The organism is Fundicoccus ignavus (assembly GCF_009659375.1).
GTDB classification, from domain to species: domain Bacteria; phylum Bacillota; class Bacilli; order Lactobacillales; family Aerococcaceae; genus Fundicoccus; species Fundicoccus ignavus.
In genome coordinates, this window is sequence record NZ_WJQT01000012.1 from 1 (window position 1) to 17,013 (window position 17,013).

The window sequence follows — 17,013 nt, forward strand, 5'->3', positions numbered from 1 at the left end:
TAACCAGTCAATCCCAGATTCAAATTGATCTTTTTGTTGATAATAGAGCGCTCTTAACTCGTCAGTGTAACGAATCTGCGATTGTGTGACTGATAAGATATAAGGAGATAATCTTAATTGATCGATATGTTCTTGTGTTAATATGTGTTTGGCCATCGTATGGACTCCTTTGTCTAAAATGCTTCATAATGAAATACTGGATAAAGTACACGCTAGGCCTTTCTTTAGCTGTCTAGCTAAAGATGTGGCCTTATCGAACGTGTCTGTTAGAAAAACTGGACGAGTTAGCAGTGTCTGTAAAAAACAAGCACCTTATTCGCTTGTGTCTATTCAAACAAGCTAGCCTTTTTATTAGTGTACAGATAATATATCTATCTTATTCCACGCTGTCTATATTTTTATGAGGCCGTAAAAATCACTGTCCATTCTATAGGGTCCATTTTAGCGTTAATCTAGCCGAAGGTTAGTGAGTATCGGCTAGCAAAGGCCCTAATCTAGCCGAAGGTTAGTGAGTATCGGCTAGAATCGGTGTTAATCTAGCCGAAAGTGTTGGAGAAACGGCTAGAATCGGTGCTAATCTAGCCGAAAGTCTGTGAGAATCGACTAGAATCGGTTCTAATCTAGCCGAAAGTTTGTGAGAAACGGCTAGAATCGGTGTTAATTTAGCCGAAAGTCTTAGAGAATCGACTAGAATATGAGTTAATCTAGCCGAAAGTCTGTGAGGAGCGGCTAGAATCGGTGCTAATCTAGCCGAAAGTCTGTGAGCATCGACTAGAATCGGTGCTAATCTAGCCGAAAGTCTGTGAGGAGCGGCTAGAATCGGTGCTAATCTAGCCGAAAGTGTTGAAGCATCGGCTAGCATAGCGCGGCTCTCGGTGGTTTTTGGCCACAATGTTGTGGAGGAGTATTTTGGCTGTATTATGATAGGTGTATGAGGTAGTTTCATTGAACTCTAATGTGTTAAGTTAATCCTATGTGATATAATGAGCAGTTGGGACGTGTAAAATTAGAGTTAGAAAGAAGGCGAGAATGTGTATACACAGCAATTTATTAAGAAGACACTTGTGGTGGTACTTGGGACCATGTTGATGTCGATTGGTTTGAATTTGTTTATTTTTTCTGGACAGGGCGTTGACCCCTTGAGTACTTTCTTGGATGGAGTTGTGCAACATATTCCGCTAGAGCTTGGAACGATGATTAGTATCTTTAACACGATTGTGTTGGTGACGGTTTTCTTTGTGGACCGTCGACATATTGGGGTCGGGAGTTTTATTAATGGGATTTTCACGGGAGTGTTCTCGAACATGTTGATGACACCAATGGCGCCGCTACAATCTTTGCCAACAGTCGTTTTAGTACTATTGGGTGTGGTGATTTTCTCACTAGGTATCGCAGTTTATATGAGCGCGATGTTCGGTTTAGGCTCAATGGAATCAACGATGTTAATTTTCACCTCACGTACAGGCATTGATGCGACCATCGTTCGCACGGTAATGGACGTCGCATTTATTATAGTAGGTATCCTGTTGGGCGCGACCTTCGGCTATGGTTCAATCCTGAGCGCGGTTTTCAACGGTAAACTAATCGGAATTTTCTCAGGTTGGATTACCAAATTTTCCCCGGCAAAATAATAATTTAAATAACGCGCGCTAACCTATCATCTTATGGTGAAGGCTGGCGCGCTTTTTGTGTAAGTTGATTTTGTTGGGATATTAAGGTTAGATGAGGTTGGATAGGTGGCGGATCGAGCTTTAGTAGCTTAATTGGTAAGGGATATTGAATTTTCATGGTAGGTTGTTAAGCGTCTTGATGTTCTTCATTGCTTCAATAAAAACGAAGAGCAAAAGGAGTGCCGGCCAATTGGCCGACACGATTTAAACGCCTTGTGGTTCTAATATAATCGTCGTGTACCGTGGGACACGACACTGCCTTTTTTCATGATTTATACTTCGCTCAACTTTTTTTCGAAGGCACGCTGTTAAGCATCTTGATGTTCTTAATTGCTTCATTAAACGAAGAGCAAAAGGAGTGCCGGCCAACTGGCCGACACGATTAAAATTGCTTGTGGTTCTAATATAATCGTCGTGTACCGTGAGACACGACACCGCCTTTTTTCATGATTTATACTTCGCTCAACTTTTTTTCGAAGGCACGCTGTTAAGCATCTTGATGCTCTTCGTTGCTTCATTAAAAACGAAGAGCAAAAGGAGTGCCGGCCAACTGGCCGACACGATTAAAATTGCCTGTGGTTCTAATATAATCGTCGTGTACCGTGGGACACGACACCGCTTTTTTTCATGATTTAATCATGCTCGAGTTCTCCAAACTGGAGCACGATTCCGTTCCAATCGTGTTCGAGTTTTTGAAACTGAGACATGATTCCAAGGTTATTTGAAATAATCGTGTTCGAGTTCTTCAAACTGGAACACGACTCAGTTCCAATCGTGCTCGAGTTTTTGAAACTGAAACATGATTCTAAGCTTAATTGAAATAGTCGTGCTCGAGTTCTCCAAACTGGGCACGATTCCCTCCACCAGCCTCGCAGCCGCATTTTCCACCAGCCCCGACAATCGCACCCCTCGCACCTCCCAATCGAACGTTCGAGAAACTGCGCCAATTTTCTGATGATATCCATTCCTTTCAAGGGAGAATAGTGTTAGAATAATGGCAGAAATAGAAGGGTGTTAAGTAAGGGGAAGTTGAGGTGGCGTTGAGTTTTTAACAACAAAGTTAGGGTTAGGGAGTCAGATCTGGCGATGTTGAGGTAGTGAGAATTGAAATCAGCCTGTTCAGATTTGGCTAGAAAATCTTTACGTATATTTTACAGTAAAAGCGAACATCTTTACGGTAAATTTACAAAAGCGTGTTATCATATTGCTTGCAGTACAAGAATATATCGAAAGATATTTTGGAGGAGAAAAATTTGAAAAAGTTTTTAGCGGTATTTAGTTTAATTACAATGTTGGCAGCGGGCGTTTTTGCACCAGTAGCTCAGGTTTCAGCACAAGAAGAAATTGACAAGTTAACAGTAGCTTTCGTACCATCGCGTGATCCAGAAGATATTATTACAACAACTGAACCATTGAAACAATTATTAATTGATGAATTAGCAGAGTTAGGCTTCAATGTTGGCGAAATCGAAATTACGGTTGGAACAAGTTATGAAGCAGTTGGGGAAGCAATGTCAGCTGGAACAGCAGAAATCGGCTTGATTCCTGGTGGAACATTCGTATTATTCAGTGACGATGTAGAGGTATTATTAACATCAACACGTGCTGGTTTAACAAAAGATTCAGAGAATCCAGCAGACTGGAACGATGGTGAGGCAACTGAAACTTCAGACGAACAAGTTACTTACTACAAATCTTTAATCATTGCTGGACCATCTGAAAAAGGGCAAGAATTAGCAGCTAAAGTTAATGCAGGCGAAGAATTAACTTGGGAAGACTTAGACTCAGCAAACTGGGCTGTTATGTCTTCATCTTCTTCATCAGGTTACATCTATCCAACAATTTGGTTAAGTGAGCGCTATGATAAAGGTGTTTCGGACTTATCACACGCTGTTCAATCAGAATCTTACGCATCTTCAATCGCACGTTTAGCATCTGAACAAGTGGATATTATTGTTGGGTTTGCTGACTTACGTCGTGACTATGATGAGCAATGGACAACTGAAATGGGCCGTGAAGCAAGCATTTGGGAAGAAACAAACGTCATTGGTGTTGCACCAAATGTCTACAATGATACAGTTTCAGTGTCTAAGAACGCTGAAGTTATGACAGATGAATTAAAAGCTGCCATCCAACAAGCATTCATTAACATTTCAGAAACTGAAGAAGGTAAAGCAGTTATCGCGATTTATAGTCACGAAGGATACCAACCAGCGACTTCTGAAGATTACGATACTGAACGTGAAGCGCAAAAAATCTTATTAGAAGGCGCTGAATAAGCTCATTTTTTCCGAATTTAACACCCCTATAAGTGGCATCTACTGAAAAGTATGATGCCCTTTTTCATTCCAAAATATGAATACACAGCGCAAGTGGATTTTTATTCGTATTTTGAATGCAATTGGCAGTGTTAAATGGTATGATTGCGACTGAAGAAATAATTTTTATGGAAAGAGGATAGCTATGATTGAAATGAAAGGTGTGTCGAAACGTTATGACAATGGCGTTTTAGGCTTGAACAATATTGATTTGCGAATTGAGCAAGGGGAATTCGTGGGGATTATTGGTTTATCAGGTGCGGGTAAATCGACACTAATTCGTACCATTAATAAAATGATTGAGACAACAGCTGGCGATTTAGTTGTGAATGATGTGGATGTGACGCAATTAAAAGGAAAATCTTTACGTCAATTCCGTCGTCAAGTAGGGATGATTTTCCAAGGCTTTAACTTAGTAACACGTGCGAAAGTTGTAACAAACGTCTTGAATGGCTTTGTACCAGACTTACCATTCTGGCGTGTCTTATTAGGCTACTTTACAAAAGAAGAAGAATTGAAAGCATTAGCGGCTTTAGACCGTGTGGGAATTTTAGATAAGGCTTATACACGTGTGGACCAATTGTCAGGTGGTCAACAACAACGTGTAGCTTTGGCGCGTACATTGGCGCAAAACCCAGGGATTATTCTAGCGGATGAGCCGGTTGCTTCATTGGACCCTGTAACGGCTGCAGTCGTGATGAACGACTTCAAGAAAATTAACCAAGCGGATAATATTAGTATCTTAATTAATATTCACCACGTGGAATTAGCATTAGAATATTGTGACCGTATTGTCGGAATTCGAGATGGTCAAATCGTTTATGATGGTCCATCCGATCAAGTAACCGAAAGCATTCTAGATCAAATTTATAAGGGACAAAAACCAGATATGGTTGAAGAGATGGTAGGTGAAGTTTAATGGCATCACATAAGCCAAAACAATCTTTACGTCATCGTTTGCTACCCCCTAAAGAAATAGTGTTACCGAATGGAAAGAAAGTTTTTAAACAGCGTTCAATCACGCCATTTATTGTCATTCTTGTTCTAATCGCTGTGTACTATTCGGTTGAATTAACAGACTTCAAATTCTCAACGTTGGCTAAACGTGGTCACGAGTTCTTTACAATCCTGATTGCGATGGTTCCACCACGCTGGACCTTCTTTGATTCAGTTATCCAACCATTGGTGGACACGATTAAAATGTCGATTTTAGGAACGGTTATTGGTGCCTTAGTCGCGATTCCTACGGCAATGTTAGCGTCCGTTAACTTAACACGCAATAAGGCAGTTTCAGGTGTGGTTAAGTTTCTTTTGAGTATCATCCGCACCTTACCTACTTTAGTATCTGCATTGATTTTGACATATGTCTTCGGTTTAGGAACGTTCGCCGGTACCTTAGCCATCGCCTTATTTACCTTCTCATTCATCGGCAAGCAGCTGTATGAACAAATCGAAACGGTGGATATGGCACCTTATGAAGCGATGGAATCAATGGGAGCTAACCGCCTTTACAGTTTTTTAGGCGCGATTCGCCCACAAGTGTTACCAAGTTTCTTATCTGTCACACTCTACACCTTTGAAGGGAACGTCCGTCATGCGGCGATTCTAGGATATGTTGGGGCCGGTGGTTTAGGGATTATCCTGAACGAGAACATCGCTTGGCGTCAATACGACAAAGTCGGCATGATTCTTTTGACGCTCTTTGTGACGGTAGCGATTATTGAAACAATTAGCCGCTATCTGCGCAAGAAATTAACATAGGAGGTGGCCCAGATGATAGACAAAATTAATGCCATGTATGAAAAGAAAGAAACAAATCGTGTGTCACGCACCTTCTGGACGCTACTAGTTGTCGCTTTATTATTATGGTCGGCAACAACTGTCGGCAGTGTGAACGTCACGAAAAACGGGGTCGAAATCGCAGGTAACATCATTCGCGGTATTTTCACACCGTCAACCGAACTATTATTTAACTGGTCCGAACAATCGGTCGGCTACCTATTATTAGAAACGATGGCCATCGCCTTTCTCGGTACGCTAGTGGGCGCAGTATTCTCATTCCCACTGAGTTTTCTCGCTTCATCGAAAGTTGTGCCATTCCCAGTCGTGATTGTGACGCGTCTGGTCGTGATTCTAATCCGTACCATTCCAGCCTTTGTTTACGGTCTGATGTTCATTCGTGTGACAGGTCCTGGTCCATTCGCCGGCCTGATGACCCTATCAGTGACGTCGATTGGGATGTTGACGAAACTCTTTAGCGAAACTATCGATGACATCGACACCTCAATTATCGAGGCGCTAGACGCGATGGGCTGTAACACTTTTGCCAAAATACGCCACGGCATTCTGCCGCAATTATGGTCGAGTTTACTCTCTACCTTGATTTTCCGTTTTGACATGAACTTGCGCGATGCGACCACACTAGGACTCGTCGGCGCGGGTGGGATTGGTGCTCCCTTGATCTTCGCAATGAGCTCATACCGTTGGAGTGAAGTCGGTGCCTTATTGCTTGGCTTAATCGTACTGATCCTAATTGTCGAGTTCTCATCAAGCTACATCCGTAAGAAACTAGCACACGGTTAGGAGGCGGTTGTCAATGTTAGAAAAAGTTCATCACCTTGCGATTATTGCGTCAGACATCGAAGTGTCCAAACGCTTTTATTGTGACATCTTAGGCTTTACCATTCTAGCTGAAACTTACCGATCCGAACGCGACTCTTGGAAGGTTGACCTAGCCTTGAACGGCGACTACCTGATTGAGCTGTTCTCCTTCCCAGATGCGCCAGCCCGCGTGAACCAACCCGAAGCTCGTGGCTTACGCCACTTAGCCTTCTCAGTCCGCGATATGGCAGCAACGGTAGCAGAACTACAAGCTCACGGCCTTGAACTAGAAGCTGTCCGTGTGGACGAACTCACCGGCTCAGCCTACACCTTCTTCAAGGATCCCGACGGGCTCCCAATCGAGCTAGTGGAAACTAAAGACTAATCATAAACGTGCTTCGCCTAATGAGGTGGAGCACGTTTTTTATGATTTTATATGGATTGGTATTGGAGCTTCGCTCAGCTTATTGTTTTCCAAGGCGGTGGTCGCTTTCAAAGCCTTTGCTATCGCTCAGGCTTTTCCAGCTCAATCGGCTAGGCTCTGTCTAAATCGCTTCGCTCATAGTCAGAGCAAGCTGTGCCGATTGCCCTTGATACCGCTTTTTGAAAACAAGTCGCTGAGCTACGTTGAGTATTCCAACAAAAGTGACGATGTATTATCAAGTCAAGACTGCTAACGGAATTCCGAGATTTATCTGAGAAAAGTTGCAATTTGAGATGTAAATTAGCAAAAAAAAGTGGAAATTAGACTCTAATGTGTCGACTGGGATTTTGAGTCGACACGTTAACTAAGTCAATGAGTCGACTCAAATCTTGAGTTGACACGATAGAAAAAAATTCAGGATTATTGGTGGATTTTAGCTGGGAATTCCGAGATTTATCTGAGAAAAGTTGCAATTTGAGATGTAAATTAGCAAAAAAAGTGGAAATTAGACTCTAATGTGTCGACTGGGATTTTGAGTTGACACTATAGAAAAAAATTCAGGATTATTGGTGGATTTTAGCTGGGAATTCCGAGATTTATCAGAGAAAAGTTGCAATTTGAGAGGTAAATTAGCAAAAAAAGTGGAAATTAGACTCTAATGTGTCGACTGGGATTTTGAGTTGACACGTTAACTAAGTCAATGAGTCGACTCAAATCTTGAGTTGACACATTAGAAAAAAAATCAGGATTATCGGTTGTTTTCAGCTGGAAATTCCGAGATTTATCTGGAAAAGTTGCAATTTGAGATGTAAATTAGCAAAAAAAGTGGAGATTAGACTCTAATGTGTCGACTGGGATTTTGAGTTGACACGTTAACTAAGTCAATGAGTCGACTCAAATCTTGAGTTGACACGATAGAATCCATACTAGTCAATAATCTGATATGAATTAAAAATATAATGATAGTTAGTTACTAATGTGTATTCTTTGAAGAAGAAAAGCAACTGCGGCTAGTCTAAAAAATCAAAAAAGGTGACTTCTTTTGAAAAAGAAGTCATTTCAAACTTGGCATTCGAAAAAGAAATTCAATGTTCAAACTCGCGGTTTGAGTTTAAACATTGAGGGCTTCAATCATCAAACTCAGAGTCCGAGTTTGCACATTGAAAGAGAAACATCACCCGTAGGGTGATACCCAGCTGGTCACTTAATCCAGATTCTCAAATTTTCACCGAATTTAGTTGGAAAATCCACCAAATACCAATTCAATGTTCAAACTCGCGGTTTGAGTTTAAACATTGAGTGCTTCAATCATCAAACTCAGAGTCCGAGTTAGCACATTGAAAGAGAAACATCATCCGTAGGATGATGCCCAGCTGGTTACTTGATCGAGATTCTCTCATATTCATCTAATTTAGTTGGAAAATCCACCAAATACCAATTCAATGTTTAAACTCGCGGTTTGAGTTTGAACATTGAGGGCTTCAATCATCAAACTCAGAGTCCGAGTTTGCACATTGAAAGAGAAACATCACCCGTAGGATGATACCCAGCTGGTTACTTGATCGAGATTCTCTCATATTCAGCTAATTTAGTTGGAAAATCCACCAAATACCAATTCAATGTTCAAACTCGCGGTTTGAGTTTAAACATTGAGGGCTTCAATCATCAAACTCAGAGTCCGAGTTTGCACATTGAAAGAGAAACATCACCCGTAGGGTGATACCCAGCTGGTCCCTTAATCCAGATTCTCTAATTTTCACCGAGTTTAGTTGGAAAATTCACCAAATCCAATTCAATGTTTAAACTCGCGGTTTGAGTTTAAACATTGAGGGCTTCAATCATCAAACTCAGAGTCCGAGTTTGCACATTGAAAGCTAAAACTGGTTGCCAAACTCAGCCTTCCCATTTTCGCCAGTTGTTCGTCTGAAATCTGCTACTTATCTACTAAACTCTAGAAGTGTAAAGTTAAAAGATCCAAACACAAAAGGAGTGTCGGCCGAGTCGGCCGTCACGATTGTATCTTCTGCTTGGTTAGTCAGCGGTTTTGTTGGGTGGATGGCTGCTGAAAAAGAGTGCTTGCTTAATCATGATAGTCAAGGTTAAGTAGGATGCTTTATATAATAATAGTTGGGCTTTTTCAGCGGTCAGGCGGGGTTGGGCGCAATGGATTTCGCAACTTGATATTGGGGCGTATTGAGGCTAGGGAATTATATATGACATTTGGTAGAATTTTCTTTATACTAGAGGGTATAGAACAGATGGAGGTGGAGGTACAATCGTTGCAAATGAGCGTATTATCCAAGATGTGAGTCTTTATATAAATGGGTTTGAGTGGGGGCCTGCGGTGTCGCGTCTCGTGTTAGCTTTGAGGCAGCCGGTTTCGGGTGAGGTTAAGTTTAGCTCGGCTGTTGTGAAAACGAATGATGTTGAGCGCGAGGTATTGGCAGCTTATTTATCAAATTCAGAGGGACATCATCTTGGAGAGTCGGAAGTGTCGAGTCTTTTTGTTACTTTAGAATTAGATACACATTATCATGCGAAATCGCCTGGGAATAAGGCTCATCCGTTTGAGTTGGATCCGGTGACTGGTTTTTCTCGTTGGGCACAGACTTATGTTGTGAGTATCACTGACCTCAAATTTACTGCTGCTGAGTATCAGGAAGAGTTAGTTGGAGAGATTCGTGTGGATGCGATTGATCAGCGAATTTCGCCGGATTCTGATGCCTTTTCAATTCGTAGTGCTTATAGTGGTGATTATGTGAATCCTACGACGGGCAAAGTCGAGGCGCAGCGTCTAACGTATGCGGCTTATGAGCCTGAGGATTTGTCGCCTGTTGATATATTACCTTTAATTGTGTGGTTACATGGTTCGGCTGAAGGGGGCACGGATATCGAAGTACCTCTGTTGGGGAATGAGGTAACGGCTTTAACACGTCCTGAAATTCAGTCGCAATTTACCAATGGTTTGCGTCAAGGGGCGCATGTGTTGGTCGTTCAGACGCCAACCTTCTGGATGGATGAAGGGGAGGACCGTACGGGTCCTGGTGCCGGTAAATCACGTTACACCGAGATTTTGATGGATACGATTCGTCAATATGTGGACGGTCACGATAACGTTGATAGTCACCGCATTTACTTGGGTGGTTGCTCGAACGGCGGTTATATGACGATGAATATGTTGTTGGAATATCCGCAAACTTTCGCGGCGGCTTTCCCGGTGGCTGAGGCCTATTCTTTCTACGGCTTCGAGCGCGATCGTCGTGGCTACTACGAAACGACGACGGACCGTTTCGGCAACTTGCGTTACAAACCGAGTCAAACCCTCTGTTTAACCGATGACAAAATACGACTATTAGCCAGCGAGGCGATTTGGTTCGTGCATGCGGCGAATGACCATACAGTCGTACCCTTCTTGACAGTGGAACCGACTTACCGTCGGATTGTCAAAGCTGGTGCGAGCAATGTCTGGTTCTCGTATTTTGAAACGGTTCGTGGCTTGGATGAATTAGATGAAAAATATGATGGCCATTTATCTTGGATTTACCTATTCAATAATCAGGTGCGCGGGGTGCAACATCCACAGCGCATTCGCCAAGATAGCCGTTATGAGCCGTCTAATGCTTTGTTTGGTGGATCCTACAAAGTGACGGATGATACGGATGGTGTTGAAGAATTCGAAACCATCTTCCACTGGATTAACAAACAACGCTTATAGAAAATATAAAGGCGCCCACTGTGTGATGCAGTGGGCGTTTTTGTGTGTTATAAGTCTAGTGTGCTGTGCTTCGCTCAGCTTATCGAATTCCAAGGCGGAGGTCGCTTCGATCCTCACGCTTATGAGATTGAACATTGAGTGCTTCAATCATCAAACTCAGAGTCTGAGTTAGCACATTGAATGAAAACTATCACCTGTAAGGTGATGTCCCGCTCGTGAATTGATCTTAATAGCCGTTTATTTGTCAGTTTTATCGGTTAAATCAGCCGAATTCCAATTCAATGTTCAAACTCGCGGTTTGAGATTGAACATTGAGGTCTTCAATCATCAAACTCGAAGTCTGAGTTAGCACATTGAATGAAAACTATCACCTTTAGGGTGATGTCCCGCTCGTTATTTAGTCTTTATAGCCGCTTATTTGTCAGATTGATTGGATAAATCAGCGGAATTCCAATTCAATGTTCAAACTCGCGGTTTGAGTTAACACATTGAGACCTTCAATCATCAAACTCAGAGTCTGAGTTAACACATTGAATGAAAACCATCACCTGTAAGGTGATGTCCCGCTCGTTATTTAGTCTTTATAGCCGCTTATTTGTCAGATTTATCGGATAAATCAGCCTAATTCCAATTCAATGTTCAAACTCGCGGTTTGAGATTGAACATTGAGGCCTTCAATCATCAAACTCGAAGTCTGAGTTAACATATTGAAAGGGCACTTTATGATTAGACACCTAGTCCAAGGCAGTTGCTTCCTCCCACTTGGTCGGAAGCTCCCAAAGCCATGTTGCAGTCACACAGTCTTGTTGATTTAAACAGTATCAGAAAACTTCGGACGAGTCTGAAAACTTTGAATTTCGGTTAGCAGTTTTAACTTGAATATATTGCTTTACTTTTGTTGGAATACTTAACCTAGCTAAGCGAATTGTTTTCCAAAGCGGTATAAGGGCAATCCATCGCTCCTAATAGAATCGCTTGGTGTGACTTTGAGCGCAGCGAATTAGACACACCTAGCCGATTGAGCTTTCAAAGCCCTCACAACCGTGAGGCTTTGAAAGCGACCACCGCCTTGGAAAATCATTATCTGAGCGTAGTACAAAGCGTGATAAATCAACATAAAACTTATAAAATCTTATATTACAAAACCCATCCGCACCAATGCGGATGGGTCAACTTCATTAAGTCAATTTGCGGACCAGGCGGTCGAGATTTGGTTCTAAGCGTTCTTCCACAGGTTGAATATAGAATCGATCAAAGTAGGGATACAAGAAGATGGAAATCGCCACAGTCGTGCAAGTCATCAAAATAATCCGCCAGCCATGTGATTGGATTTCGATATTCGGATCGACGTTACTTGAATAAGAGTAGATTGTCAGCAAAATCGGATGGAATAAATAAATTTCCATCGAGTAAGCAGCCCAGCGTGAAAGTGGGCTCGACTTGCCGGGGCGAGCGTTCACGTAGGTCATCAAGACCCAGATCGCTAAAATTAAAACAAACTCCCCTGCAAAGAAATGAATATCCGATAGACTCAAGGCTTGATAAGCGAATAATATTATCAAGGCAGTCACCAGACCGCCACGCCAAGCCAGATTCCGTTTGGCCACATAATAGCCTCCCACTAAACTCACCAAAGCCTTTGGAAAACCACCATTCGCTAACAACTCCCAGTGTAAGTTTACTGTAATTAACCAGCGCCCGACTAAGTAAATCACCACCGCTCCCACTACAATTTGTGTCGGACTCCAGCCACGTTTAACGCACCAATAGAGAATAAGACTAGCTAAAAACAGTGCCCATAAATACCATAAGTGGTAATGGCCAATTTGCCCGTTGCCAACTTTCACCCAACTCAGGGTGTGCCAATATTGAAGCAGGGCATTCGGAAAACTAGCCCCCATCGCCATACTGGTCGGCACGAAAATAAACGCATCGACTAACAGATAAAACAAGGTGAATACCACATACATCACCAAGATTTTGGTCAGGTATCGCCGTAGATAGCTCGCTGTATCCTTTTGTTGGGCCACCAGATAGCCGGTCGTCGCGAAAAAGAAGGGCACCGCGAAATTCAAGAGATGTCGGTACCAGTAATAGTTGGCGAAGGTTGCCAAGCCCTCCGTTTCGAGGAAAGCTGTGACATGAATCAACACGACCGCCATCGCCGCCAGAAATTTTATTCGATCAATCGCATAATTGTGTGTCATATTTTGTCAAACTCCTTTGAATGTGTATTCTAACAAAAAAATGGAATCTTTTTAAACAATTTGACTTTTCGATGACAAACGCTCGCAACAAACCGTTTATAGGGTGTAAGCAGCTTACAAAAACACACAGGAGGTAAGGAAATGTTAGGACAATTTGAAAAAGCAACACTAGAGGTACAGTACAACGACGGCTCAGAAAAAGCGATTAAACAAACATTCGCCAACTTGAAGGAAGGCGTGTCACCCGAGGAATTAAGCGGCATCCACGCAGCCATCAGCGACATCGCAGCCTACCCAACCGGGGACTTAACCATCGTCGAACGCACACGCTACACAACTATTGGAGGTTAATGATGAAAATACTACAAATGATCTTTAAAACAGCTGACGGCAAAAATAATACACTGAAACTGAACCACCCACGCGAAGACTTAGACCGCGAAACAGTCGAAAGAGCCATGGACCAAATCGCTGCGATTAACGCCTTCGAAAAAGACGGCAACCCGCTCTACGTCGACAAACACGCCGCCCGCTACGTCGAAACCATTACCACAAACCTATTCGACTTAGACCAAGAATAATCTAGATGAAATAGGCCACCAAGACGCTTGCGTCTAACGAACTCCTCCTTTTATAGGGGGAGTTTTTGCGTTGCGAGACGTAAACGGGTTGGCACCCGTGGCTGAAAACCGTAACAAAGTGATAATGAAAGTGCTATGAAAAAGCAATGAATATGATAATTTTGACCACTGAATAAGCTGTTATTTTTTAAGAAAGCGTTAAGAAAAACTTAAGAGTGAAGCCAGCAAGCAGAGGATGACTCAGCATGGTGTTGCTAGGACAGTGTTTATCAAAGGTTAGTGAATGAATATATTGCGAAGTTGAGGCTTGCGACAAGATTGTAAAGCCAGTGTAACCGCATGCCGTCAAACAAAAATATTCATTTGTTATGATGGCTTCAGTTAAATTCTACTCAATAAGGAGTGTGTTGAATGGAAAGAAAGAAAATGCATAAACGCAAGGGGCAGTGGGTCACGATTTCCACTTCGCTTGTAGCATCAATGATGTTAGGTGCGTCGTCACAGACGCTTGTATCTGCTCAAGAAACATCCGAGGTTTTGATAGAATCATCTGCTGCCACAGATGAAGCTATGGTAACGGAAGATGTCGTTGAAGCAAGTATGGAAGCACCGATGGTAGAGGAAGCGGTAGTGGTTGAAACAGCGATTGAAACAGCGATTGAAGCTAGCGTGGAAACACCGGTAGTGGAAGAAACATTAGCAATAGAAGCGCCGATAACGGTAGAAGTACCAGAAGCACCCGTTGTCGAAACGCCAGAAGTACCAGAAGTAGAAGTTGAAAATGTTGTAGAAGTTGAAATGCCTGAAGCAACCGAAGAATATACTGAAGTTTTCGAAGATAATGGAGTGATCGAAGAAGCGTCAGTAGTTGTGGAAGAAGCTGAAGTAATTGAAGAAGACGCAGCAGATTCTGAAGCACCAGAAGTGATCAAAGAAGACGCAGTAGATTCTGAAGCACCAGAAGTGGTAGAAGAAGACTCAGTAGTTTTAGAAGAAGCTGAAGAGCTTGAAGCGGAGTCAGTAGTTGTGGAAGAAGCTGAAGAGCTTGAAGCGGAGTCAGTAGTTGTGGAAGAAGCTGAGGAGCTTGAAGCAGAGTCAGTAGTTGTGGAAGCATCAGAAGTAATTGAAGAAGACGCAGCAGATTCTGAAGCACCAGAAGTGGTAGAAGAAGACACAGTAGATTCTGAAGCACCAGAAGCGGTAGAAGAAGACACAGCAATTTCGGAAGAAGCTGAAGCTGTTGAAGAAGACACAGCAGTTTCAGAAGAGACTGAAGTAGTTGAAGAAGACGTAGTAGATTCTGAAGCACCAGAAGCTGTTGAAGAAGACGTAGTAGATTCTGAAGCACCAGAAGTGGTAGAAGAAGACACAGCAGTTTCAGAAGAGACTGAAGTAGTTGAAGAAGACGTAGTAGATTCTGAAGCACCAGAAGTGGTAGAAGAAGACACAGTAGATTCTGAAGAGACTGAAGTAGTTGAAGAAGACGCAGCAGTTTCAGAAGAGACTGAAGTAGTTGAAGAAGACGTAGTAGATTCTGAAGCACCAGAAGTGGTAGAAGAAGACACAGCAATTTCGGAAGAAGCTGGAGTAATTGAAGAGGAATCAGAACTGACAGAAAATCCTGAAACCCCAGAAGAACCTGAAATTTCCGAGGAAAACGAAGAGTCAGAAGAAGAAGCTGAGACTCCAGAAAATCCTGAAGAGTCAGAAGAAGAAACCGAGACTCCAGAAATTCCTGAAGATTCAGAAGAAGGACCTGAGACTCCAGAAGAACCTGAAATTTCCGAAGAAGATTCAGAAGAAGAAGAAGAAGGCACAGAAGAAGAAGAAGGCACAGAAGAAGAAACTGAAATTCCAGAAGACTCAGAAACTTCAGAAGAACCAGTTGAATCTGAATCCGACGAAAATCCAGAAACAGAATTTGTACCCGAGCCAACAGAGTCAACAGAGTCACCAGCCTTATCGGAAGCTAACCCTTCTGAAGAATTACCTGAATCAAACACAAACTCAGAGACACCTACTCAGTTAATGTCAATCGTCGCTTCTACCAATTCAAGTATGAACCAGACGCATTCGGTTAACCAAGGTGATACCTTATGGTCCTTGGCACGCAAATTTAATGTCAGCGTGGCCGAGTTAAAAGAATGGAATAGCTTATCGAGCGACTTGATTATTACCAATGCATCTTTAATTGTTTCGAATCCGAATAACGCTACCAACTCAAGCGATGAGAAGCGTCAACAAGATGTGGCGAACCAAGGTAATCATTCACAGACCGTCGGTAGCACTAACAATAATTCTAACCAAACGAGCGCAAGCCATACCATCAATAAGGGAGATACCTTATGGTCAATCGCCCAACGCAACAATGTAACAGTTGCGGATTTAATCAAATGGAATAATTTATCAAGTACTGTCATCCATATTGACGGTCAATTGATTGTATCCAATCCAACTAGCGATAATACGCAAAAAGAAACTGAAGCTGGTAATGACAGTTCATCAAGCAAACAACCAAGCTATACGATTAATCAAGGGGATACCTTATGGTCAATTGCCCAGAAAAATAACGTGACGGTTTCACAGTTACAAGAATGGAATAACCTATCAAGTTACTTGATTCATGCTAACCAGCAACTTGTTGTCAATAATCCAAATGTTAACCAGAATACAGGAGGCACAGCCGAAGCAGACGATGACACATCGTCCGAAACGCAACAAACGCATACTGTAAACCGTGGTGAGTACTTGTATTCAATTGCCAAACAATATGGTGTTTCTGTTTCAGATTTAGCGAGCTGGAATAATCTGACGGCTAATTCGGTGATCAACCCGAATGATCGTTTAATCGTAACCAACCTTAATGGTTCATCAGAAAACGCCAAGCCAAACGAGAACACCAATGAAAATTCGGATGGGGATACCGTTGAATCAGCTGGTATCCAAGCGATGATTAATTGGTTCAAAGAACGTGAAGGCAATGTGACTTACTCAATGTCTGACCGTTTAGGTCCGGATAGTTATGACTGCTCGAGTGCCGTATTCTTTGCGCTAATGGCTGGCGGCTACATCGCTGAAGGCACTTGGCCGGGTACGACTGAATCCTTATTTGCCCTTGAAGGCACGCTGTTAACTGCGATTAGTCGTGATGAAGTGCAAGAAGGCGACATTTTCGTATCCGGAGTCAAAGGCAATTCACTCGGTGCAGGCGGCCATACCGGTGTCGCGCTAAGTAATAGCAGTATTATCCATGCGAACTACAGTGATAACGGTATTTCCACTACCCCAATCGAGGGCTACACAAGTTATGCCGGCATCCCAACTTACTGGTACCGCCTAACCAACTAAGCCAAAATATGATTCAAAACCATCTCCTCCACAAGCTATATGTGGGGGAGTATTTTGTTCATAGAATCTTCTATCTTTCTTCGAATAAATCACGATGTATCCGTTTTCAAAAGTGGTATAATGGAAGTGAGGAAAAAGGAGGTATTTGC

General features: G+C 42.5%; 12 protein-coding genes. 10 read left to right on the forward strand and 2 right to left on the reverse strand.

Features of this window, described 5'->3' with window-relative positions; translation table 11 throughout:
• Positions 1-505 precede the first annotated feature (505 nt).
• The gene (locus tag GF867_RS08690) at positions 506-862 is read right to left on the reverse strand and encodes a hypothetical protein (RefSeq protein ID WP_153832720.1); all 357 of its coding nucleotides are present in this window, start codon (positions 860-862) and stop codon (positions 506-508) included.
• Between the two features lie 169 nt (positions 863-1,031).
• Between GF867_RS08690 and GF867_RS08695 the strand changes: the two genes are divergently transcribed.
• The 7 genes from GF867_RS08695 (at position 1,032) to GF867_RS14375 (ending at position 10,728) form a co-directional block, all read left to right on the forward strand.
• Entirely contained in the window at positions 1,032-1,631 is a 600-nt protein-coding gene (locus GF867_RS08695; protein ID WP_153832721.1) for a YczE/YyaS/YitT family protein, read from the forward strand.
• Between the two features lie 1,328 nt (positions 1,632-2,959).
• Positions 2,960-3,949 (forward strand): phosphate/phosphite/phosphonate ABC transporter substrate-binding protein, encoded by a 990-nt coding sequence (locus GF867_RS08700; RefSeq protein WP_153832778.1) that lies wholly within the window; start codon positions 2,960-2,962, stop codon positions 3,947-3,949.
• 184 nt (positions 3,950-4,133) lie between these two features.
• On the forward strand, positions 4,134-4,907 hold the full coding sequence (gene phnC, locus GF867_RS08705; protein WP_153832722.1) for a phosphonate ABC transporter ATP-binding protein: 774 nt from the start codon (positions 4,134-4,136) through the stop codon (positions 4,905-4,907).
• Entirely contained in the window at positions 4,907-5,749 is an 843-nt protein-coding gene (gene phnE / locus GF867_RS08710; protein ID WP_153832723.1) for a phosphonate ABC transporter, permease protein PhnE, read from the forward strand. The genes phnC and phnE (GF867_RS08710) overlap by 1 nt, the downstream gene beginning before the upstream one ends.
• A 12-nt stretch (positions 5,750-5,761) precedes the next feature.
• Entirely contained in the window at positions 5,762-6,571 is an 810-nt protein-coding gene (phnE, locus tag GF867_RS08715) for a phosphonate ABC transporter, permease protein PhnE (RefSeq protein WP_153832724.1), read from the forward strand.
• Positions 6,572-6,584: 13 nt separating this feature from the next.
• Positions 6,585-6,974, forward strand: coding sequence for a VOC family protein (locus tag GF867_RS08720; protein WP_216650282.1), 390 nt, complete (start codon positions 6,585-6,587; stop codon positions 6,972-6,974).
• 2,344 nt (positions 6,975-9,318) lie between these two features.
• Positions 9,319-10,728 (forward strand): prolyl oligopeptidase family serine peptidase, encoded by a 1,410-nt coding sequence (locus GF867_RS14375; RefSeq protein WP_172973995.1) that lies wholly within the window; start codon positions 9,319-9,321, stop codon positions 10,726-10,728.
• A gap of 1,178 nt (positions 10,729-11,906) precedes the next feature.
• Here the strand turns inward: GF867_RS14375 and GF867_RS08730 are convergent.
• Positions 11,907-12,935, reverse strand: coding sequence for an acyltransferase family protein (locus GF867_RS08730; protein ID WP_153832727.1), 1,029 nt, complete (start codon positions 12,933-12,935; stop codon positions 11,907-11,909).
• A 141-nt stretch (positions 12,936-13,076) separates the two neighbouring features.
• Between GF867_RS08730 and GF867_RS08735 the strand changes: the two genes are divergently transcribed.
• From GF867_RS08735 to GF867_RS08745, 3 genes are all read left to right on the forward strand, one after another.
• A complete protein-coding gene (locus tag GF867_RS08735; protein ID WP_153832728.1) occupies positions 13,077-13,286 on the forward strand; it encodes a DUF1659 domain-containing protein in 210 nt (69 codons plus the stop codon).
• Positions 13,286-13,516 carry a DUF2922 domain-containing protein gene (locus GF867_RS08740; protein WP_153832729.1) on the forward strand — a complete coding sequence of 77 codons (231 nt, stop codon included), beginning with the start codon at positions 13,286-13,288 and terminating at the stop codon, positions 13,514-13,516. The genes GF867_RS08735 and GF867_RS08740 overlap by 1 nt, the downstream gene beginning before the upstream one ends.
• A 411-nt stretch (positions 13,517-13,927) precedes the next feature.
• A complete protein-coding gene (locus tag GF867_RS08745; protein ID WP_153832730.1) occupies positions 13,928-16,864 on the forward strand; it encodes a LysM peptidoglycan-binding domain-containing protein in 2,937 nt (978 codons plus the stop codon).
• Positions 16,865-17,013 lie beyond the last annotated feature (149 nt).